22 protein-coding genes are annotated in these 20888 nt (G+C 24.5%); 21 read left to right on the forward strand and 1 reads right to left on the reverse strand.

Annotated elements, in window-relative coordinates:
• Positions 1-10: 10 nt before the first annotated feature.
• From wecB to J2Z53_RS03605, 20 genes are all read left to right on the forward strand, one after another.
• Positions 11-1135 (forward strand): non-hydrolyzing UDP-N-acetylglucosamine 2-epimerase, encoded by a 1125-nt coding sequence (wecB, locus tag J2Z53_RS03510; RefSeq protein ID WP_209795855.1) that lies wholly within the window; start codon positions 11-13, stop codon positions 1133-1135.
• A 477-nt stretch (positions 1136-1612) separates the two neighbouring features.
• A complete protein-coding gene (locus J2Z53_RS03515; RefSeq protein ID WP_209795856.1) occupies positions 1613-2323 on the forward strand; it encodes a YveK family protein in 711 nt (236 codons plus the stop codon).
• Positions 2324-2332: 9 nt separating this feature from the next.
• A complete protein-coding gene (locus J2Z53_RS03520) occupies positions 2333-2983 on the forward strand; it encodes a CpsD/CapB family tyrosine-protein kinase (RefSeq protein WP_209795857.1) in 651 nt (216 codons plus the stop codon).
• Complete coding sequence (locus J2Z53_RS03525) at positions 2984-3745, forward strand: tyrosine-protein phosphatase (RefSeq protein WP_234925765.1); 762 nt, start codon at positions 2984-2986, stop codon at positions 3743-3745. It abuts the gene before it with no gap.
• Positions 3746-3782: 37 nt separating this feature from the next.
• Positions 3783-4454, forward strand: a complete 672-nt coding sequence (locus J2Z53_RS03530) for a sugar transferase (protein WP_234925766.1) — start codon at positions 3783-3785, stop codon at positions 4452-4454.
• Positions 4455-5390 carry a glycosyltransferase gene (locus tag J2Z53_RS03535; RefSeq protein ID WP_209795858.1) on the forward strand — a complete coding sequence of 312 codons (936 nt, stop codon included), beginning with the start codon at positions 4455-4457 and terminating at the stop codon, positions 5388-5390.
• Complete coding sequence (gene rfbA, locus J2Z53_RS03540; protein WP_209795859.1) at positions 5390-6274, forward strand: glucose-1-phosphate thymidylyltransferase RfbA; 885 nt, start codon at positions 5390-5392, stop codon at positions 6272-6274. The genes J2Z53_RS03535 and rfbA overlap by 1 nt, the downstream gene beginning before the upstream one ends.
• A 49-nt stretch (positions 6275-6323) precedes the next feature.
• On the forward strand, positions 6324-7370 hold the full coding sequence (locus tag J2Z53_RS03545) for a mannose-1-phosphate guanylyltransferase (protein WP_209795860.1): 1047 nt from the start codon (positions 6324-6326) through the stop codon (positions 7368-7370).
• A 44-nt stretch (positions 7371-7414) separates the two neighbouring features.
• A complete protein-coding gene (locus tag J2Z53_RS03550) occupies positions 7415-8500 on the forward strand; it encodes a glycosyltransferase family 4 protein (protein WP_209795861.1) in 1086 nt (361 codons plus the stop codon).
• Between the two features lie 321 nt (positions 8501-8821).
• Positions 8822-9781: an oligosaccharide repeat unit polymerase gene (locus J2Z53_RS03555; RefSeq protein WP_209795862.1), complete on the forward strand. Its 960-nt coding sequence runs from the start codon at positions 8822-8824 to the stop codon at positions 9779-9781.
• Between the two features lie 64 nt (positions 9782-9845).
• Positions 9846-10916, forward strand: coding sequence for a glycosyltransferase family 4 protein (locus J2Z53_RS03560; RefSeq protein ID WP_209795863.1), 1071 nt, complete (start codon positions 9846-9848; stop codon positions 10914-10916).
• Positions 10917-11623: 707 nt separating this feature from the next.
• Positions 11624-11875, forward strand: coding sequence for a hypothetical protein (locus J2Z53_RS03565; protein ID WP_209795864.1), 252 nt, complete (start codon positions 11624-11626; stop codon positions 11873-11875).
• Positions 11876-11975: 100 nt separating this feature from the next.
• On the forward strand, positions 11976-12161 hold the full coding sequence (locus tag J2Z53_RS03570) for a hypothetical protein (protein WP_209795865.1): 186 nt from the start codon (positions 11976-11978) through the stop codon (positions 12159-12161).
• 3 nt (positions 12162-12164) lie between these two features.
• A complete protein-coding gene (locus J2Z53_RS03575; RefSeq protein WP_209795866.1) occupies positions 12165-12347 on the forward strand; it encodes a hypothetical protein in 183 nt (60 codons plus the stop codon).
• Position 12348: 1 nt separating this feature from the next.
• On the forward strand, positions 12349-12642 hold the full coding sequence (locus J2Z53_RS03580) for an LbetaH domain-containing protein (RefSeq protein WP_209795867.1): 294 nt from the start codon (positions 12349-12351) through the stop codon (positions 12640-12642).
• Between the two features lie 59 nt (positions 12643-12701).
• Positions 12702-13265, forward strand: a complete 564-nt coding sequence (rfbC, locus tag J2Z53_RS03585) for a dTDP-4-dehydrorhamnose 3,5-epimerase (RefSeq protein WP_209795868.1) — start codon at positions 12702-12704, stop codon at positions 13263-13265.
• Between the two features lie 18 nt (positions 13266-13283).
• On the forward strand, positions 13284-14168 hold the full coding sequence (gene rfbD / locus J2Z53_RS03590; RefSeq protein ID WP_209795869.1) for a dTDP-4-dehydrorhamnose reductase: 885 nt from the start codon (positions 13284-13286) through the stop codon (positions 14166-14168).
• A gap of 13 nt (positions 14169-14181) precedes the next feature.
• A complete protein-coding gene (rfbB, locus tag J2Z53_RS03595) occupies positions 14182-15237 on the forward strand; it encodes a dTDP-glucose 4,6-dehydratase (protein ID WP_209795870.1) in 1056 nt (351 codons plus the stop codon).
• Between the two features lie 675 nt (positions 15238-15912).
• Positions 15913-17331 carry a lipopolysaccharide biosynthesis protein gene (locus J2Z53_RS03600; protein ID WP_209795871.1) on the forward strand — a complete coding sequence of 473 codons (1419 nt, stop codon included), beginning with the start codon at positions 15913-15915 and terminating at the stop codon, positions 17329-17331.
• Between the two features lie 391 nt (positions 17332-17722).
• Positions 17723-18709 carry an LCP family protein gene (locus J2Z53_RS03605; protein ID WP_209795872.1) on the forward strand — a complete coding sequence of 329 codons (987 nt, stop codon included), beginning with the start codon at positions 17723-17725 and terminating at the stop codon, positions 18707-18709.
• 58 nt (positions 18710-18767) lie between these two features.
• Here J2Z53_RS03605 and J2Z53_RS03610 read toward each other — a convergent pair whose 3' ends face one another.
• The gene (locus tag J2Z53_RS03610) at positions 18768-19799 is read right to left on the reverse strand and encodes a hypothetical protein (protein ID WP_209795873.1); all 1032 of its coding nucleotides are present in this window, start codon (positions 19797-19799) and stop codon (positions 18768-18770) included.
• Between the two features lie 138 nt (positions 19800-19937).
• Here J2Z53_RS03610 and J2Z53_RS03615 point away from each other — a divergent pair, with 138 nt between their 5' ends.
• Positions 19938-20885 carry a helix-turn-helix transcriptional regulator gene (locus J2Z53_RS03615; protein WP_209795874.1) on the forward strand — a complete coding sequence of 316 codons (948 nt, stop codon included), beginning with the start codon at positions 19938-19940 and terminating at the stop codon, positions 20883-20885.
• Positions 20886-20888: the final 3 nt, after the last annotated feature.

Raw genomic sequence — 20888 nt, forward strand, 5'->3', positions numbered from 1 at the left:
GTAGATATTAATGAAAAAGATAAAAGTGCTATCAGTTTTTGGAACTAGACCTGAAGGAATAAAGATGTGTCCTTTAGTTAAAGCTCTTGAAAGAGATGATAGATTTGAATCAATAGTATGTGTAACAGCACAACATAGAGAAATGTTAGATACAGTACTTGAAATATTTAATGTAAAACAAGATTATGATTTAAATATAATGGCACATGGTCAAACAATAGTAGATATATCAAACAAAGTTTTAAAAGGAGTAGATGAAGTAATAAAGGAAGCAAAACCTGATATTGTATTAGTACATGGAGATACTTCAACTACATTAAATGGAGCATTAGCTGCATTTTATAATAAAGTTCCAGTAGGTCATGTTGAAGCAGGACTTAGAACTTATGATATATATTCACCATTTCCAGAAGAAGCAAATAGAAAATTAACTGGATGTATAGCAACATTAAATTTTGCTCCAACAAAAACTAATGAATCAAATCTTTTAAGAGAAGGGGTAAGTAAAGAAAAAATATTTATAACAGGAAACACTGTAATAGATGCTCTTTTAAGTGTAATAGATGAAAATTTAAAATTCGAACAAGAAGTTTTAAATGATATAAATTACACAAATAAAAATGTAATATTACTTACAACCCATAGAAGAGAAAATTGGGGAGAGCCAATGGAAAATATCTTTAAGGCTATGATAAAGTTAGTTGAAGAAGATGAAAGCATTGAAGTAATATTCCCAATGCACAAAAATCCAGCAATAAGGGAACTTGCACATAATTATTTTGATAAGTATAAAGGAAGAGTTCACCTTATAGAACCATTAGAATATGTAGAGTTTGCAAATCTTATGTCAAGAGTTAAGCTTATAATGACAGATTCAGGTGGAATTCAAGAAGAGGCACCAACTCTTGGAAAGCCTGTTATGGTACTTAGAACAGAAACAGAAAGACCAGAAGCAGTAGAAGCTGGAACAATAAAGCTTGCAGGAGTTGAAACAGAAAACATATATAATGAAGCAAAAAAACTTTTAACAGATGAAAAAGCTTATAAAGAAATGGCACATGCTGAAAATCCGTATGGAGATGGAAATGCATGTAAAAGAATTTTAGATGAAATAGATAAATATTTTAATAAATAATTTCATAAAAATATAAATATTGAAAGTCTAAGAATATATAAATAACTAGCTTTATGGTTATATTCTTAGGCTTTTTTTATATTTTTAAAATTAATGTAAATAAAAATATTTTTAGAGAAAATGTGAATTATAAAATATAAAATTATAATTTTTTTAATAATTATAATTTTAGTTAATATTTACAAAATAATATATTAAGTTTTGTGAATATATATGAGAATTTGTAGAATTAAAAATATTGAAAAAAATTATATATATAGTAATATATATAATAAAGACAGTTAATTTCCAAAAATATTAATACAATATGTATAAAATATTAAAAAAAAGAAAACAGATTATAAGGATTATGGAATAAGAAGGAAAAGAATTATAGTTTATGTTATAATTGTTTAGTATTTATTAAAAAAACATTAAATTTTAGGAATTATGAAAAATTTAAGGAAATTTAAAAGACATTAGGATGGGAGATAGTATATGAATGAAGAGAACATAAACATTAGCGAAATACTAGATGCTATTAAAAAGAGATGGAAAATAATTGTGGGGATTACATTAGCTTTTACAATAATTGTTGGAATTATTAGTTTTTTTGTTATATCACCTAAATATGAAGTTACAACAAAACTTTTTATAGGTAAGGAAAATAAAAAAGCTCAAGAATATAATAGTAATGATGTAATGATGTATCAAAAATTATTAACTACCTATGCAGAGGTTGCACAAACAGATGATTTAATTAAAAAGTCTTTGAATAAAGCAAATATAAACGAAAAAGTAAGAGATATTAAAAAGAATTTAAAGATAACACCAAGACAGGATACTCAAATATTGGAAATTTCTTACACAGGAAAGGATCCTAGTGAAGATGTTTCTATAGTTAAAAACCTTACAGATGAATTTATAAAGGAAGCTAAGAAGCTTATTCCAAGTGGAAATATTCAAATAGTTGAAAAGGCAGCTTATCCAGATAAACCAGTAAGTCCAAATAAAACTCTTAATATTTTAATAGCTTTTGTTCTTGGATTAATGGTTAGTGTTGGATTATCATTACTTTTAGAATTTATGGATAATACATTTAAATCAAAGGAAGAAGTTGAAAAGGCTTTAGATCTTCCTGTTTTAGGGACAATCCCTGAGCTTAGCTCAGAAGAGGGAATAGAAAGAAGAAGAAAACATGGAAAGTAAGGTGAGAATATGTTTATAGTTGAAAAACAACCAAAATCAGTTGCGGCAGAGGCTTATAGAGTATTAAGAACAAATATTCAATATTCATCCTTTGATAAAGAAATAAAAAAAATATTAGTTACAAGTTCAGAACCAGGAGAAGGTAAATCAACTACTTCAGGTAATCTTGCTCTTGCATATTCTCAGGATGAAAAGAAAACTCTTATTATAGATTGTGATTTAAGAAAACCAAGTTTACATAAGAAGTTTAGAATCTCAAATAACTTAGGTCTTTCAGATGTAGTTTTAGATAATAACAAAATATCAAAGGCAATTATTAAGTATACAGATAATCTTCATATATTACCTTCAGGAAAGGTTCCACCAAATCCATCAGAAATGCTTGGATCAAAATCTATGGAAAGATTACTTGATGAGCTTTCTGAAATTTATGATGTAGTAATTTTAGACACTCCTCCAGTTCATGCAGTAACAGATGCTCAAATACTTTCGACAAAGGTTGATGGATCTATTCTTGTAGTTAGAGCTGAAAAAACAAAGAAAGAAGTAGTCATTGATGGAAAGAAAGCTTTAGAGAAGGTTGGAGCAAATATTCTTGGAACAGTACTTAATGGAGGAGAAAGTAGTAAGGGTAAATACTACTATTATTATGGAAATTAAATGAAGAAAAATATAATAGATATTCATTCACATATAATAGCTGGAATAGATGATGGGCCAAAACATTTGAATATAGCATTAGATATGATAAAAAGAGCAGAAAGTCTTGGGACTAAAGATATAGTAGCAACTCCTCATTTTAGGAGAGGCTATTTTGAAACGCCTTTTAATGAGGTTAAGATGATAGTTAATTATTTAAAATCTTTTGTTAATGCAGAGGGGTTAAATATAAATGTTCATTATGGACAAGAAGTTTACTTTTCAGAAAGAATACTTGAAGATTTAGAAAAAGGACTTATTGGAACTATAAATGATAGTAGATATATGCTTTTGGAATTTCCAATGAGAAAGATTCCCAAAGAAGCAGTAGATTATATTTATGAACTTAATCTTAAAGGAATAAAACCAATAATAGCACATCCAGAAAGATATCTTGATGTAATTAAAAATCCTGAAAGATTAAATGAACTTATAGATGAAGGTTGTCTTTTTCAGCTTAATGTAGGAAGTATAAGGGGAGACTTTGGAAGGGATGTTAAGAAAACTTCAGAAATTCTTATAAAACATAGTGTATATGGTTTTGTTGGAAGTGATGCTCATGATAACAATAGAAGAAGAACTGGAATATTAGATGAATGCAGGGAAGTATTTAAGAAGAACAGAAGAATAGAAGAAATATTTGTAGAAAATACAGAAAAACTTTTAAAAAATGAAGAGATTTTCTTTGAAGGGAATAGAGTTAAAAAAAGAGGGTTCTTCTAAAATAAATGAAGCAAGGTAAGGATAGGAGGAATAATGCTTGGAGAAATCAGAAGTTAATAATGGAATAGTCGATGAAAATACTTTGCAGGAACAAAAAAGTTATGTTGTTTATAACATAGTCAAGAGAACGATTGATATAATTGGATCACTTTTAGGAATTATAGCATTAAGTCCTTTATTTATTATTGTTGCAATTGCAGTAAAGATAGATAGTAAAGGAAAGGCGATTTTTGGACATATTAGAATAGGAAAGAATGGAGAAAAAATAAATGTTTATAAATTTAGAACAATGGTAAGTAATTCAGCAGAGGTTTTCGAAAAATTTACTGAAGAACAAAAAAAAGAATATTATACAAACTTTAAATTGGATAATGATCCTAGAATAACTAAAGTGGGTAATTTTTTAAGAAAAACAAGCTTGGATGAATTGCCACAATTGTTTAATATTTTAAAAGGTAATATGAGTATTGTTGGTCCTAGACCAATAGTTGAGAAGGAAATCCATAAGTATGGAGTTTATTCTGAAAAATTGTTTAGTGTAAAGCCAGGACTTACAGGTTATTGGCAAGCAAATGGTCGAAGTAATACAAGTTATGATGAAAGAGTAAAAATGGATATGTACTATATAGATAATAGATCTATTTCTATGGATATTAAGATAATATTTAAAACGGTAGTATCAGTTATAAAGAAAGAGGGAGCTATATAAATGGATATAACAGTTATTTGCCCTTTATATAATGCAGAAAAATATATAGAAAAATTAAATGAAAGTATACTAAATCAAAAAATAGATAAAGACGATAATATAAAAATAGTGTATGCATTAACAGAATCTAATGATGATACTTTGCAATATTTATTAAACAATAATTTAAAGTATCAATTAGTAAAAAAAGAAGATTTTTCTCATAGTTTAACAAGAGAAAAAATGGCTCTCAAATATGCAAATGATATATTAGTATTTATATCGCAAGATATTATTCCTAAGAATAATAAATGGTTAATAAATTTAATAAAACCAATTAAGAATAATGAATGTGAAGCCAGTTTTAGCAGACAAATTTGTAAGTATAAGAATATAGAAAAATATACAAGAGAATTTAATTACAAAGATAAATCAAGAATTGTATCAAAAAATGATATTAGTAGATTAGGTTTATATACATTCTTTTATTCAGATGCATCTTCGGCTATAAAAACAAATATTTATAAGAAGTTAAATGCATATGATGGAAAAAAATTATTAATAAATGAAGATATGTATTTAGCTGAAAAGATAATTTCAAATGGATTTAGAATAAAATATTGTTCAGATTCTGAAATATATCATTCTCATAATTTTAAATTGAAAGATTTGTTTAGAAGGTATTTTGATACTGGAGTATTTTTTAAAACTAATAATCAATTTAATCACTATAGTGGTAATGGAAATGGCATAGCAATGGCCAAGTATATAACTAAAAGAGCGATTCAGGATAAAAATTTAAGCGTTTTATTAAGGATATTACCTGACTTTGGAGCAAGGTTTATAGGAAGTAATATTGGGAAAAATTATGAATTTTTAAATTATAAGTTAATAAATAAATTTACATTGAATAAAGCATATTGGAAAGAAAAAGATAATATAAGGGGGAGCAAATAATGAAAGGTATTCTATTAGCAGGAGGAAGCGGAACAAGACTTTATCCAGTGACAAAAGCAATTTCAAAACAAATGGTTCCAATATATGATAAACCAATGATATATTATCCGATGTCAGTACTTATGCTTGCTGGAATAAAAGATATTTTAATTATATCAACACCTAGAGATATAGTTAACTTTAAAGAACTATTTAAAGATGGTTCGGAAATTGGATTAAATATTGAATATGAGGTTCAAGAACAACCAAATGGACTTGCAGAAGCATTTATAATTGGTGAAGAATTTATAGGTGATGATAGCGTTGCTATGATACTTGGAGATAATATATTTTATGGACAAAGTTTTTCAGAAAAGTTAATTAATGCAGCTAATCTCAAAGATGGCGCAATGATATTTGGATATTATGTTCAAGATCCAAGAGATTTTGGTGTTGTTGAATTTGATAAATGCGGAAAAGTTTTATCCCTTGAAGAAAAACCAGAAAAACCAAAATCAAAATATGCAGTTCCAGGTCTTTATTTCTATGATAATTCAGTAATAGAAAAAGCAAAAAAATTAAAGCCATCATCAAGAGGTGAGCTTGAGATAACTGATCTTAATAAAGCTTATATGGAAGAAGGAAACCTAAGTGTAACAGTGCTTGGTAGAGGAATGGCGTGGCTTGATACCGGAACTCATGTATCAATGCTTCAGGCATCAAATTTCGTTGAAGCTGTTCAAAATACTCAAGGAACATATATTGCTTGTCTTGAAGAAATTGCATATAGAAAAGGTTGGATAAGTTGTGATAAAGTAATAGAACTTGCAAAACCTTTAATGAAAACAGGATATGGAAAATATTTAGTTGATATTGTTGAAGAAGTTGAAAACAGATCATATTAAGAAGTTGCAGCAACTAAATATAAAAAGTTGCTTATGAGGTGATTATATTATGTTATGTGCTTTAATTATGGCAGGTGGTAAGGGTACAAGATTTTGGCCTTTATCAACTGAAGAAAGACCAAAACAATTTTTAAATCTTATTGGTGACAATACTATGATACAGATGACTATTAATAGAATAAAACCAATAATACCAATAGAAAGGATTTTTATATGTACTGTTGAAAAATATGTTGGATTAGTTAAAAATCAATTACCAGAACTTCCAGAAAGAAATATAATAATAGAACCACAAGGAAGAAATACAACGCCATGTATAGCTTTATCTGCATTAGTTATTAAAAGATATTATAAGGAATCAACTATGCTTGTATTACCTTCAGATCATTTAATAAAGGATGAAAATAAATTTAGAGAAATAATATTAGATGGTGAGGAATACTTAAAAAATAATAATGGTGCTATACTTACTTTCGGAATGATACCAAACAGACCAGAAATAGGATATGGATATATTAAATTTACTAAGTGTAAAGTTCGTGTTAATAATAATGAAGTAATAAAAGTAGAAAAATTTGTTGAAAAGCCAAGTCTAGACTTAGCCAAGAAATATTTAGCAGATGGTTCTTATCTTTGGAATGGTGGAATGTTTATATGGACTATAGACAATATATTAACTAAGATAAGAGAATTTACTCCAAGTACATATGATGCATTAAAGGAAATTGAGAGTGTGAAAGAAGAAAAACTTCAAGAATTTATAAATGAAAATTATAAAGGAACTGAAGCAATTTCAGTAGACTATGCAATACTTGAAAAATCAAATGATATATATGTAATTCCAAGTAACATAAATTGGGATGATATTGGAACTTGGAAATCAGTTGAGAGATATAAAGAAAAAGATGTAGATGATAATATAGTTACAAAAAATGTTAAGGTAATTGAGTCGAAATCGAATATTGCGATAAATAATAATAAAAAGATTGTGATGATAGGAATAGAAGATACTATGACTGTTGAAACAGATGATGCGATATTTATAGTAAATAAAGACTATATGGAAAATTTAAGAGAATATAAAAAGTTTTTATAAAGAATATAAATATAACAATTAAGAAAGTTGAGTGAGATATTATTATGAAGAATATAATTTTTAATGGGATGATTTTAGATGAAAATCCAACCGGATTAGGTGTATTTACAAAAAATGTATTAGATAACATAGATAAGAATAAAATAAAAACTATTATATCTCATAAAAAACTTAATTATTCTGTAAAAAATACTATAGTAAATATAGAAAGTAAAAATAAATTGAAAAGAATATTTTTAAGAAATTATAAATTCAATAAAGTTATAAATAATTTACTTGAAGATGGTGATATTATTTTTTCTCCTACTCAACATGGAGTTATAAGAAAAAACTTAAATCAGATTATAACTATTCATGATATGATACCACTATTCTATCCTCAAGGTAGAATTCATCAATATATATATTACAAGTATATATTACCAAAAGTTATTAAAAATTGTAAGAAGATAATTACTGTTTCTAATTATACAAAAAAAGATTTGGTCGAATACTATAAAATTCCAAGTGAGAAAATAGAAGTTGTGTATAACGGATATAATAAACCAAAGTTTGTAGATATAGATAAAAGCATAGAATTTGTAAAAAATCAATTTGATGTAGATGATTATATATTAATGGTAGGAATAAATTACAAGTACAAGAACTTACATTCTGTCATCAAAGCATATTCTGATATAGAAACAAAAAGTAAACTTGTAATAGTAGGGAATTATAATGTTGAATATGGTAGGTATCTAAAAAGGATTGTTAGTGAGTATGGCTTAGATAAAAAAGTAATATTTTTAGGATATGTATCTGAAGAAGAAAAAGAAATGCTATATCAAGCATCAAAGTTTTTTATATTTCCATCTTTATATGAAGGATTTGGTCTACCTGTATTAGAAGCTATGGCAAATAAGACACCGGTATTACTTTCAAATTCGACATCATTACCGGAAGTTGGTGGAGAAGCTGCAGTATATTTTGATTCAAATAATATAGATGAGATTAAAAGAAGCTTAGAGTATATGTTTAATTTAGATGAAACTGAGAGAAGAAACTTAATAGGTAAGGGATTAAAAAATATAGAGAGGTTTTCTTGGAAAAAGTGTGGAAAACAGTTATCAAAAATATTTGATAATATTTAATTTACGTATAATAAAATAAAAGCTATATATTAATATTATGATGTAATGTTTAATAATAAGAATATTACAAAAAAAGGTAGGAAAAAGATGGCGTATTTAATAGGACTTTTAATATTAAGTTTATGCATGTATATTTTTGTAAGTATAAATATACATGCATATATAAATGGGATATTATACAGGTTTGCGAATGTGATAGTGTTTATATGTATATTACCTATAATATATGAAATGTTTAGTAATCAAAAGTTTGATTATAAATATATATTAATTTATTATGGCACAAGCTTAATTTTTTTTTGTATAGGTTATTTAATAAGTATGAAATTTTTGCCTAGGATAAAGATTAACTTTGAATGTAGTAAAAGAAAACAAATAGGGTTTAGAAGAATTATATTAATTTTAATTATCTTAATAATAACAACAATAATATCTAAGATGGGATTTAGTATTTTTTCTAATCCAAGACATTTTTATGAGCAAACTAGAGTTGGATATGGATATCTAACATTTATATTAGTAGCTCTTTTAAATTTATATTTAATTTTAACTTTATTTATAGATGAGAGTAAATTCAAAATAGTTTTGATATTTGTAATTAGTTTTTTTACAGGGTCTAAAGCAAATATGATATCACCAATATGTATACTGATATTTTATTATTTTTATTGCAAAAACAAAGACAGATATAATATATTTAAATTGTTTAAAATAGCGTTATTAATGACTAGTATAATAGTAGTTATATTTTATTTAACTAGTCAATATTTAAAAGGACAAGATTTTTTTAATGTAATACTAAGCTTGTCTGGTTATAGTGATTACGTGAGAAATTTTAGTATGCTAGTAGGTCAAATAGGAGATCGCTTCTTTAATGGGCTAATAACTTTTGAGAATAATGTATATTCAATTTTACCTAGAATATTATGTGCAAATAAGCCAGATATATTTGGATTATTTAGAATATCATATATGTTTTTTCCAGAACAAACAATGCTAATGAAGGGAGCTCCTTCATTTGGAGAATTTGGGTCGATATATGCAGATTTTGGAGGATATTCTATAGTAATAATAATGATTTCATATTTTATAAAAGGATTAATTCTTGCTAGTATAGAGAAAAGTTTATTGAAGAATAAGAATATAATTACATTTTTATTGTTTTTGAATTTTATGGGAATACAATTAATTAATATTGGTATACAAGCTTTTACCGTTTCATTAATAAATATATTAGCTATAATATTTATGATACCATTTGTTAAAAAAAAGTTAAGCTAAGACAATTAAATATACACTATATGTTAATTATTATATAAATAATATAGATAAGAGAGTGAGTAATATGAAAAAAATATGTTTTATTATATCGGGGATTGCATATTCAGGTGCAGAAATAGTTTTAAATAGATACATTAAAGATAATTTAGATATAGAACCAATTTTTATAATTATTTATAAAGATAAAAATGTTAAGAATAAATTTATAGAAGAATATGGCTCAAATAGAGTTTTTTCATTAAATATTAATTATAATAAAAATTTAATTAGATTTATGCCAGATTATATTTCAAAAGAAGTTAACGAAAAAATAACACCTATAATATGTAAAGTTAATCCAGATATTATATATTGTAATAATACAGTAGAAGCTATGCTTATGAATAAGTATATAAAAAAGAATAGTTTAAAAAGCATAGCACATATTCATGATATGAAAAGAAATTTTAAGAGTATAATAACAAGAAATTTTATATCTAAATCTTTAAATGAATATGATGTAGTCATAAATGTTTCTAAGGCTAACAAGGAAAGTTGGGGAATTAAAAAATCCGTGGTTGTGTATAATGGATTGGATAAAGAATATTTAAAAAAAGATAAAAAGATCAATGGAATAAATAATATAGGATTTGTTGGATCATTAATAAAAAGAAAGGGAATAGATTTAATACTTAACAGTATACCTAGTTTAGTCAAATTAGGCTTTAATGTACACATAGCGTATTCTTCATATGATTATAAATACTATAAAAAATTAAATGAATTGAGAAAAATATATACTAACAATATAATTATTTATGAAAATTTAAAACCTGATGAAATTAAAAAAATATATGACAAAATAGATTTATTGATAGTACCTAGTAGACAAGATCCACTTCCTACTGTTGTTATTGAAGCTATGGCTAGGGGTACCATAGTTATAGGTAATAATATTGATGGAATACCTGAGATGATTAATAATAAGGAAATGTTATTTGAGAAAAAAGGATTAATTGATAAAATAATTGATATATCATCAAGAGACTTGAAAGAGCTTAGTAAATTATCGGTTGGAGAAATAGAAATAGTAGAAAGTAAATTTTCTAATGAAAATAAAAAAAATTTAATTAATAACATAATAAACGGAATGTAAAGAAGGTGTATTTATGAATATAGAAAAAAACTGTAGGTTTTAAGTCATATATTAATTCAAGAGGAATTAAAACTTTAGTAATCATAAAAACTAAATGGTTAGTAAAAAATGATTTTAAAATCATTCTGATAACAGTCAGTTGTGGGATTTTACATAAATTATTTGAATAAGTAGGTGCTAAAATAGTAATATGTCATTAAATTAAGGATGGATTTTATAATTATTTATTAATTTTATGAATACTATAAATAAAATAATACAGCATATAGAAAATGTTCATGATATATTTCTAATAGAAGTTATAGGCCTATACACTTTCACATATAGGATTATTTTATTTAGATTATTGAATACGAAATTTATTACAGGAGTATATAATCTTAGTGCATATTGAAAAGAAGTTTAATTTAAAAATCAAGACTTTAAAAAATTAATACAGTTTCTTGGTTCAAAGAATCTTATTTTTTATATTAATTAAGAAATATTAAAGGTACATGGAAGGATTTTATGATATGACACTTAATAATAGAAATATAATTCATTTATCGATAGGTAAATTTTAATGATAGTCATGAAAATAAGATTAAAATTAAAGAAGAAAAATTTAAAATATTATCTATTAGTATATTTTAAGGGTTATATTTATGGAATTATAGAAGATTTTGAAAAAATCTTAAAAGTAAATAATAATTGCGAATTAATTATAATTGGAGCTGGATGAGAGAAAAAAATATAATAAAGTTTGCAAAAAAACACAAGCATATAAAAATAATAAAATAATATTTAAAGGCGATATTGAATATGGAAAGTTACATAGTTTTATTATAGATTCAAATATAGTTATTGTAATGGGGACAGTGATATTAGAGTCAACAGCTTTAGAAGTACCAAGTATTACTGCTCCGGGGTATGCTATAAATAATATATTTAATGATATTACATATAAAAAATATATATAATTTAGGAGAAAAAATAAATGTAATCTTACATATTTTAATTTTTATAAAAGAAATAACGAGTTGCTAAAAGGAGGAATATATAAGGAACTCAAAATTAGGTATGGCAAAAGTAAAAGAAATACATTCAATTGATAGTGTAATGGCAAATTGGGGTGGATTAGTTGATGGATTATCGGAAAATTGGAGCATAGATATGGAATTAGATGTTTTGGATAAGAGAACTTTACTAAAGTCATATCTAGTAAGCAAATACAAAAAAATTAAAGAAAGAATTAACATTAGGTGATATATGATTAAAAAAATTATAACAAAAATAAGAATTATATTAAAAATAAGCTATTACAGAATAAATTTTAAATCAAAAATAAAGTTTGGAAAGAAAGTAGCTTTTAGAAAAAATTTCAATATTATAATTGAAGGTCATGGAAGTTTAGAAATAGGTGATAATTGTTTTTTAATAATTGCTCTATAAATTGTTTGGGGAAATAACTATAGGAAAAGATACCATAATTGGAGAAAATGTAAAATTTTATAATTATAATCATAAGTATGATAACTTAGATGATAAAATATCTAATCAAGGATTTAATATAGGTAAAATTAATATAGGACGAAATTGCTGGATTGCATTAGATGTAGTTATATTAAAAGATGTTGTAATTGGAGATAACGTTGTAATAGGGGAAGGATGTATTATATATAAATCTATTCCTAGTAATATTGTAGTTAAAAATAATCAAAGTTTAATATTTTCTAATAAAACTTAATAATAGTAGTAAATATTTTAAAATACTTATGATATTTTTTAGTAAGGAGGATTAGTTGAATGGGAAAGTTTAATTTTATTGAAACAAAAATTAGAGATTTATATATTATAGAACCAACTATTTTTGGAGATGAAAGAGGCTACTTTATGGAAACATATAGTAAGAAAGATTTCTTTGAGGCTGGACTTACTATGGAATTTGTCCAAGATAATGAGTCAAAGTCAAGTAAAGGAGTTTTAAGAGGACTTCATTTTCAAACTAAGAATACTCAAGGTAAATTAGTTAGGGTTGTAAGTGGAGCCGTTTATGATGTAGCAGTTGATTTAAGAAAAGGATCACCAACATATGGACAGTGGGAAGGGGTGCTTTTAACATCAGAGAATAAAAGGCAATTTTATGTTCCAGAAGGATTTGCACATGGATTTTTAGTGATTTCAGATGAAGCCACTTTTAATTATAAATGCACAAATTTTTATGCACCAGAATATGATGGTGGAGTTTTATGGAATGATCCAGACATTGATGTTGAATGGCCATTAGATGGAATTGATAAAATTTTATTATCAGAAAAAGATAAGAATCAAAAAAGATTAAAAGAACTTGATTTACCATTTGTATATTAGGCAATGGAGGAATATATTATGAAAATACTTATTACAGGTGCAAAAGGTCAACTTGGTAATGAATTAATTTCAACAATTAATTCAGGAAAGTCAGAAATAGGAGATATATCACGTTATGTTAAAAAGTATGAAGTTATAGCATTAGATGTTGATAAGCTTGATATAACAAATCTATCACAAGTTAAAGAAGTTATAAAGGTTGAAAATCCAGATGTAATAATAAACTGTGCTGCAGCTACTAATGTTGATGGATGTGAAACAGATAAAGAGTTTGCATTTAAAGTTAATACATTAGGTTCAAGGAACTTAGCTATTGCAGCAGAAGAAAATGATTCAAAATTAGTACAAGTTTCAACTGATTATGTATTTAGTGGATCAACACAAGAAACTCCATTTACAGAATTTGATTTAACTTCACCATATAGTGTATATGGCAAAACAAAACTTGAAGGAGAAAAATTTGTTAGGGAATTATGTTCAAAATATTTTATAGTTAGAACAGCATGGCTTTATGGATATGTTGGACATAATTTTGTATATACAATGAGAAGACTTGGACAAGAAAGAGAAAAATTAACAGTTGTTAATGATCAAGTTGGAAATCCAACTAATGCAAATGATTTAGCTTATCATATATTAAAACTTATAGAGACAGAGGAATATGGAGTATACCATTGTACAGGAAAAGGAGAATGTACTTGGTATGATTTTGCAAAGAAAATAATAGAACTTTCAAATATCGATTGTGAAATAGTTCCTTGTACCTCAGAAGAATTTAAAACAGTAGCTAAAAGACCAGAATATTCTTCATTAGATAATATGATGCTTAGATGTACGATTGGAGATAATATGAGAAACTGGGAAGATGCTATAGAAAGTTTTATTAAGAAAATTGATAATTAGAGGTGGAGATATAATGAAAACATATTTAGTTACAGGTGGAGCAGGTTTTATAGGATCAAATTTTATTCTTTATATGCTTAATAAATGTGAAGATATAAAAATAATAAATTTAGATAAATTAACATATGCAGGCAATTTAGAAAATCTTAAGTCTGTTGAGGATGATGAAAGGTATATATTTATTCAAGGAGATATATGTGATAAAGATTTAATCTCAAATATTTTTAAAAAATATAATGTAGATTATGTTGTTAACTTTGCAGCTGAATCACATGTGGATAGAAGTATACTTGAACCGGAAATATTTGTAAAAACAAATGTTTTAGGAACAGTAAATTTGCTAAACTGTGCAAAAAATGCATGGGAAATAGAAAAAGGCTGGAAAGACGGAGTTAAGTTTCTTCAAGTGTCAACAGATGAAGTATATGGTTCTCTTGGGGAAGAAGGATACTTCTTTGAAACAACACCATTAGATCCACATAGCCCATATTCAGCAAGTAAGGCAAGTTCTGATTTTATGGTTAAAGCTTATTATGATACATATAAGATGCCAATTAATATAACAAGATGTTCAAATAATTATGGACCATATCAATTTCCAGAAAAGTTAATCCCACTTTTAATAAATAATTGCTTAAATCATAAAGATTTGCCTATTTATGGAGATGGAATGAATATAAGAGATTGGTTATTTGTTGAAGATCATGCAAAAGCAATAGATATGGTAATTAATAACGGTAAGTTAGGGGAAGTTTATAATGTTGGTGGTCACAATGAAAGAACTAATATACAAATAGTAAAAACAGTTATTAATTATATTAATGAAAGTGTTGATAAAGAAGTTACAGAAAATTTAATTAAGTATGTTGAAGATAGAAAAGGACATGATAGAAGATATGGTATAGATCCAACTAAAATAAAAGAAGAACTTGGGTGGTATCCAGAAACAACTTTTGAGGTTGGAATAAATAAAACTATAAAATGGTATTTGGATAATCAAGATTGGATGAAAAATATAACATCTGGTGAATATCAAAAGTATTATAAAAATATGTATAAAGAAAAGTAAAGTTAATAATATAAATATATTATTAATAGATAAAATTGAATACATTAGAATTCATTTGTTAATGGAATTATTATAAGATAAAAGTAATAATAGTATAGTTGTAGAAAAATTTAGGCGATATTAGAGTAGAGGTAAATATAATATAGAAAATGTATATAACAAAACAATAACATTTTACAAAAAATAAACTATATAGAAGAAATATATTAATAAAAAAATAGATTTAAAGATTAATTGGAAACTTTAAAAATACAATAATATTACATTAATTAATAAAGTCGTATTTATAATTAAGATAATTTATTAGATATAAATTCATAAATGGATTTTAATTTTATTGGCATATATAAAATTAAATAATAATTTTTAGTTGTTAGATTACTTATAAGTTATTATGATACAAATCCAAACTTATATATTTTTTTTATTATAATATAGATAATTTTATAGTGTGGATTAGAAGTTATTTATTAAAGCAGATATAGTATTTTAAAATTCAAGTTTTATTTAAGAAAAATTAATTTAGGATGTGATAACATAAGAACGGATAATTTTTTAAAAAATGCTAAAATAAATTTTATATTTTATATTTTTAATATAGTATTTTCGTTTATATCAAGAAGTTTTTTTATAAGAATATTAGGTGCAGATATTAATGGATTAAATAGCTTATATATGAGTTTAATTGGATTTCTAAATGTAGCCGAACTTGGAGTAGGAGCCGCAGTTGGATATTCATTATATGAACCATTAAGTAAAAAAAACTATAAAAAAGTAAATGATATAATGATATTATTTAAATATTATTATAAAAATATAACTAAAATAATACTAATATTAGGTTCATTCTTATCAATTTTTTTACCATTTTTAATAAAAGGACAAGTTAATATAAAATTAGCATATTTATATTATTTTTTATATCTTATAAATTGTTCTATTTCATATTTATTTACATATAAGCAAACGTTAATAATTGCAGATCAAAAGCAATATAAAATAGCTTATTATTTAAATATTACAAAAATAATTAGAATGATTGTTCAATGTATAGTAATTTATATTACCGAAAGTTTTCTTGATTGGATATTATTGGAGATTTCATTTAATGTTTTAGGAATGGCTTTAGCAAATAAAAAAATTAATTTAGAATATAAAAATAGTATAAATTATAAAAGCAATAAATCAATAAAGATTATAAAAAAAGAAAATTTTAAAATTGGTAAAAATATAAGTAATGTATTTTTTCATAAAATTGCAGGATTTGTTGTATGTCAAACTGATGCTATTTTAATAAGTATTTTTTCTACTTTAAAAGAAACTGGTATATATACAAATTATATTATGATAATAAATGCATTATCAGGACTTCTAGGAAATGTAATTGGAAGTGTTATGCCTGGTATAGGAAATTTAATAGCAGAAGAAAGTAAGGAAAGATCTTATAAGATTTTTAGAAAACTATATTTATTAGATAATTTATTGGCAGGTTTTTTTTCTTTTGGTGTTTATAAATTAATTAATAAATTTATTATTTTTTGGGTTGGAAAAGAGTATTTATTTCCTAAATATATTATTTTTGTATTGGTTATAAATTTATATATACAAATTTCAAGAGGAACTGTAGATAGGTTTAAAGATGGGTTCGGAATATATTGGGATGTGGTTGCACCTATAATTGAAAGTATTTTAAATTTAATATTTTCAATTATATTAGCTTGGAAGTCTGGTATAGTTGGAATTTTTATCGGAACTATTATAAGTAATATAATAATAGTTGAATTATGGAAACCTTATATTTTATTTAAGGAGGGATTTAAAATAAAAATATCTAATTATATTAAACAAGCATTGAATATATTAATAAGAAATATTTTAGCAATTGGATTTTCAAATTTTATTTATAATTTTATAAGTGGATGCATTATAATTAATAATATATTTTTAGATCTTATATTTGATTCAATATTAATTAGTTTAATATATTCAATACTTATTTTTATTTTATATCATCAAAATAAAGAGTTTAAAGAATTATTAAATATCATAATTAATAAATTTATCAAAAAGTTTATTAATAAGATATATTTATAATAAAATTATTTTAATGGAATTATTTATAAAATAGCAGGTGAACTTATATTAGTAGTTCCATTCCTTAAACTTATAGTATATTTTTAATGTGTTTACTAATATCAATAAGTATAGAATGTATATAATATATTAAATTAATATTAATTACAAATGTAGGTAGTTTTTTTGAAGTTAATGATATATTACTAAATACTTTTAGTGGTGTTTTATGTTATATAATTTTGATAAATATATAAGAAAATTTACTAATATAAATTAATTTAAAAATAAAAGATTACATCAATATTAATATTGATGTAATCTTTTTACTATAATTATAAATGAATTTGTTGTAAAATATTACATGATATTAAATTTTTTTGGAAAAATAAATTAAGAAAGGAAGAAAACTATGGAGAAGAAGAAAAGTAAATTAAAAGTTATTATTATAATCATAGTTGCAATTTTAGTTATTGTACTTGGTGGTGGATTCTTATATGTAAACTCTAAACTTAGTAAAGTACAAAAGATAGATGTCAATAAAGATAATCTTTCAATAGATCAAAATATTGAAAAAGATAAAGCAAAAAGCGAAATAAAAAATATTGCTTTGTATGGTATTGATGAACCACAAGGAACAAGAGGACGTTCTGATGCAGTTATGATTTTAACTATTGATAATAAGCATAATAAAATAAAACTTACATCAATTATGAGAGATTCTTATGTTGATGTACCAGGCCATTGTAAGACAAAGCTTACACATGCATATGCTTATGGTGGACCAGAACTTGCTATAAAAACATTAAACGAAAATTTTAAGCTTAATATAGAAGATTTTATGGCAGTTAATTTTACATCTCTTCCTAAAATAATTGATAAAATAGGCGGAGTAAATATTGATATTACTAAAGCTGATTTAAAGTATATTAATAATTATATAGATAGTATAAATCATGTAAGCAAAACTAACTCTGCACATGTAACTAGAACCGGAATGCAAAATTTAAATGGTACTCAATCTCTTGCTTATAGTAGAATAAGATATACAGCTGGTGGAGATTATAAAAGAACAGAAAGACAAAGAACTGTAATTGAAGCCATATTTAATAAAATGCATAATTCTCCAAAGAGTGAATATCCAACATTAATAAATGAATTTTTGCCTTATGTAGAAACAAATATGTCATCATTAGATATGATAGGCTTAGCTAAGGATTCAATGCCATTATTAAAAGGAAAATTAGAACTTGCAAGATTTCCTCTAAATGGAGACTGTCAAGGTAAAATGATAAATGGTGTATGGTATTTAGTATTTAACGAAAAGAAAACTTTAAATGAAATTCAAAGTTATATATATGATAATAAGCCATTACCAAAACATAGTAACGATAATTAATAAAAATAGCTAAAAGTAAAGTATAAATTTACTTTTAGCTATTTTTTATATATTATGATTACATTCCAAGGTTATCCATATCACCAAACATGTAATTTGCTATTGTATCTCCAGATATAGTATCCTTTGCTAATTCTATTTTATTATCATCAGGTTTATAAACAGTTCCTATATCAAACTTATTTTCAAGCATTTCGAATTTACTAGTACTTAAATAATCAGTAAGTATTTTAGCTGCATTTTCTTCAGTTTGTGCTTCAAGTGGAGTATTAGCATACTTAGTATTAATATCAGCATAATTATCACTTAATAGCTTTGGCATATTTGGTGTACTTACTGTAACATTAACATTTAATTTATCACCATCAATACTACAGCTATTAAATTTAATTTTATCCTTTGAAGAAATCTTTGTTAAGTATGGTTTAACTTTATTAATATCAGAAATTGATTTGTGATTAAAAGTTTGATTATGTTTAGAGAACCAATCAACATCTAAGTTCTTTAAAGCAGTAACACTTTCCATTGTAAAATTAGATCCTTCAGTTAAAACTGTTATGTAATTTAATTGAGTACATAATATGTCATTTAAATCAGCATTATTTTTTATTAGCCAATTATCAGTTCCTTTTTCAAAGTTTATGTCTATTTCTTTATTTTCCTTATTAAAAGAACCTTTGCTTAGTTTTTCTGTAATATTTTTGATAATAGTATTAGATGAATCCTTAACAGATGCTATTTCTTTTCCGTTAAAGGTATCTTTAAATGCATCTTCACCTAAGGTTTTCATATTAGGATATTCAAATTTAACCTTAGCAGTAGCACTTTTAGATTCTTTATTCATTTTTACTACCTTAAAAGTTACATTCTTATAATATTCTTTTAATAAATCCTTTGATAAATTAGAATTATAAAGTTTAAATTCATCGTTAGTATCAGATTTAATTAGAAGATTTTTAGCTTCCTCTACATTACCTTTCTGTAAGTCTTTAATTAATGTACCTAATGATAGGTCCTTAGATCCACAGCCCATAAGAGTCAGACTTAATATAGTGAATATACTTATTAAAACTATACCTATTTTTTTCACTTAAAACTCCCCCTTAATTAAATAATGTTAAATAATATTGTATAAAATAGTATAATAAGTTTATAATTATATAATAAACCTTTTTTTGGACAAAATTTGACCAAAAAACCATTGACAATAGAATAGGAGACAAAAATTATGAATAGTAAAGTAATGAGATTACTTAAAATTTATGATAAATTAAATGATGGAGAGCAATTAGATAGAAATAATTTAGCTGAAAGCTTTCAAGTTGATGAGAGAACTATAAGAAGAGATATAAACACTATAAATGATTATATAGATTATTTTAAAATTGAAAATAAAAAAGTAATTAAAATAAAAAATGAAAAAAAATATGAGCTAGAAAATAAAAAGAGAATTTCTAAAGTTGTATTATTGTTATTAAAAATAATTTTAGATAGTAGAGCTTTTAATTTAGAAGAAAAGAATTTAATTTTAAATGAGCTTTTAAAGAGGGTAGGAACTGAAGATAGAAAATTTATAAATAAATTTATAAGAAATGAAAATTATAATTATGTTGAATTGGAGCATAAAAGTAATATTATAGATAAGATATGGGATTTGACTTACTTTATAAATGAACAAAAAATAATTAATATTAAATATAAAAGAAGTGATGGGAAAAGAGTAAATAGAAGTTTATCACCTCTTGGAATAGTATTTTCAGAGTTTTATTTTTATTTATTGGCTAATTATGAAAATAGTGATACTACTATAGTATTAAGAGTTGATAGAATAGAAGATATAAATGATACAAGCAGAAAGTATAAAGTTAATTATAAGGATAGATTTAAAGAAGGAGAATTTAAGAAAAGAGTACAGTTTATGTATTCTGGAGAGTACAACAGAGTTCAATTTGAGTTTGAAGGGGGAAATATTGAAGCTGTTAAGGACAGGCTTCCTACATCAAAAGTTAGAATTATAGGGGATAATAAATATTTAGTTACTACTGAAGTAATTGGGGATGGAATAATAATGTGGCTTTTAAGTCAAGGAAGCAAAGTTAAAGTGTTAGAACCAAAAAGACTTGTAGAAAAAATAGCTACTGAAATAAAAAATATGAATGAAAAGTATAATTTTTAGATA

It is taken from the genome of Clostridium moniliforme (genome assembly GCF_017873235.1).
Classification (GTDB): domain Bacteria; phylum Bacillota; class Clostridia; order Clostridiales; family Clostridiaceae; genus Clostridium; species Clostridium moniliforme.

What these genes read in the sequence shown, in the direction of transcription:
- wecB (WP_209795855.1), top strand. Translation starts at nt 11, where the DNA reads ATGAAAAAGATAAAAGTGCTATCAGTTTTTGGAACTAGACCTGAAGGA.
- J2Z53_RS03555 (WP_209795862.1), top strand. Translation starts at nt 8,822, where the DNA reads ATGAAATTTTTGCCTAGGATAAAGATTAACTTTGAATGTAGTAAAAGA.
- J2Z53_RS03605 (WP_209795872.1), top strand. Translation starts at nt 17,723, where the DNA reads ATGGAGAAGAAGAAAAGTAAATTAAAAGTTATTATTATAATCATAGTT.
- J2Z53_RS03525 (WP_234925765.1), top strand. Translation starts at nt 2,984, where the DNA reads ATGAAGAAAAATATAATAGATATTCATTCACATATAATAGCTGGAATA.
- J2Z53_RS03535 (WP_209795858.1), top strand. Translation starts at nt 4,455, where the DNA reads ATGGATATAACAGTTATTTGCCCTTTATATAATGCAGAAAAATATATA.
- rfbA (WP_209795859.1), top strand. Translation starts at nt 5,390, where the DNA reads ATGAAAGGTATTCTATTAGCAGGAGGAAGCGGAACAAGACTTTATCCA.
- J2Z53_RS03550 (WP_209795861.1), top strand. Translation starts at nt 7,415, where the DNA reads ATGAAGAATATAATTTTTAATGGGATGATTTTAGATGAAAATCCAACC.
- J2Z53_RS03560 (WP_209795863.1), top strand. Translation starts at nt 9,846, where the DNA reads ATGAAAAAAATATGTTTTATTATATCGGGGATTGCATATTCAGGTGCA.
- J2Z53_RS03575 (WP_209795866.1), top strand. Translation starts at nt 12,165, where the DNA reads ATGATTAAAAAAATTATAACAAAAATAAGAATTATATTAAAAATAAGC.
- J2Z53_RS03520 (WP_209795857.1), top strand. Translation starts at nt 2,333, where the DNA reads ATGTTTATAGTTGAAAAACAACCAAAATCAGTTGCGGCAGAGGCTTAT.
- rfbD (WP_209795869.1), top strand. Translation starts at nt 13,284, where the DNA reads ATGAAAATACTTATTACAGGTGCAAAAGGTCAACTTGGTAATGAATTA.
- J2Z53_RS03570 (WP_209795865.1), top strand. Translation starts at nt 11,976, where the DNA reads ATGGCAAAAGTAAAAGAAATACATTCAATTGATAGTGTAATGGCAAAT.
- J2Z53_RS03600 (WP_209795871.1), top strand. Translation starts at nt 15,913, where the DNA reads ATGAGTTTAATTGGATTTCTAAATGTAGCCGAACTTGGAGTAGGAGCC.
- J2Z53_RS03515 (WP_209795856.1), top strand. Translation starts at nt 1,613, where the DNA reads ATGAATGAAGAGAACATAAACATTAGCGAAATACTAGATGCTATTAAA.
- rfbC (WP_209795868.1), top strand. Translation starts at nt 12,702, where the DNA reads ATGGGAAAGTTTAATTTTATTGAAACAAAAATTAGAGATTTATATATT.
- J2Z53_RS03545 (WP_209795860.1), top strand. Translation starts at nt 6,324, where the DNA reads ATGTTATGTGCTTTAATTATGGCAGGTGGTAAGGGTACAAGATTTTGG.
- J2Z53_RS03615 (WP_209795874.1), top strand. Translation starts at nt 19,938, where the DNA reads ATGAATAGTAAAGTAATGAGATTACTTAAAATTTATGATAAATTAAAT.
- rfbB (WP_209795870.1), top strand. Translation starts at nt 14,182, where the DNA reads ATGAAAACATATTTAGTTACAGGTGGAGCAGGTTTTATAGGATCAAAT.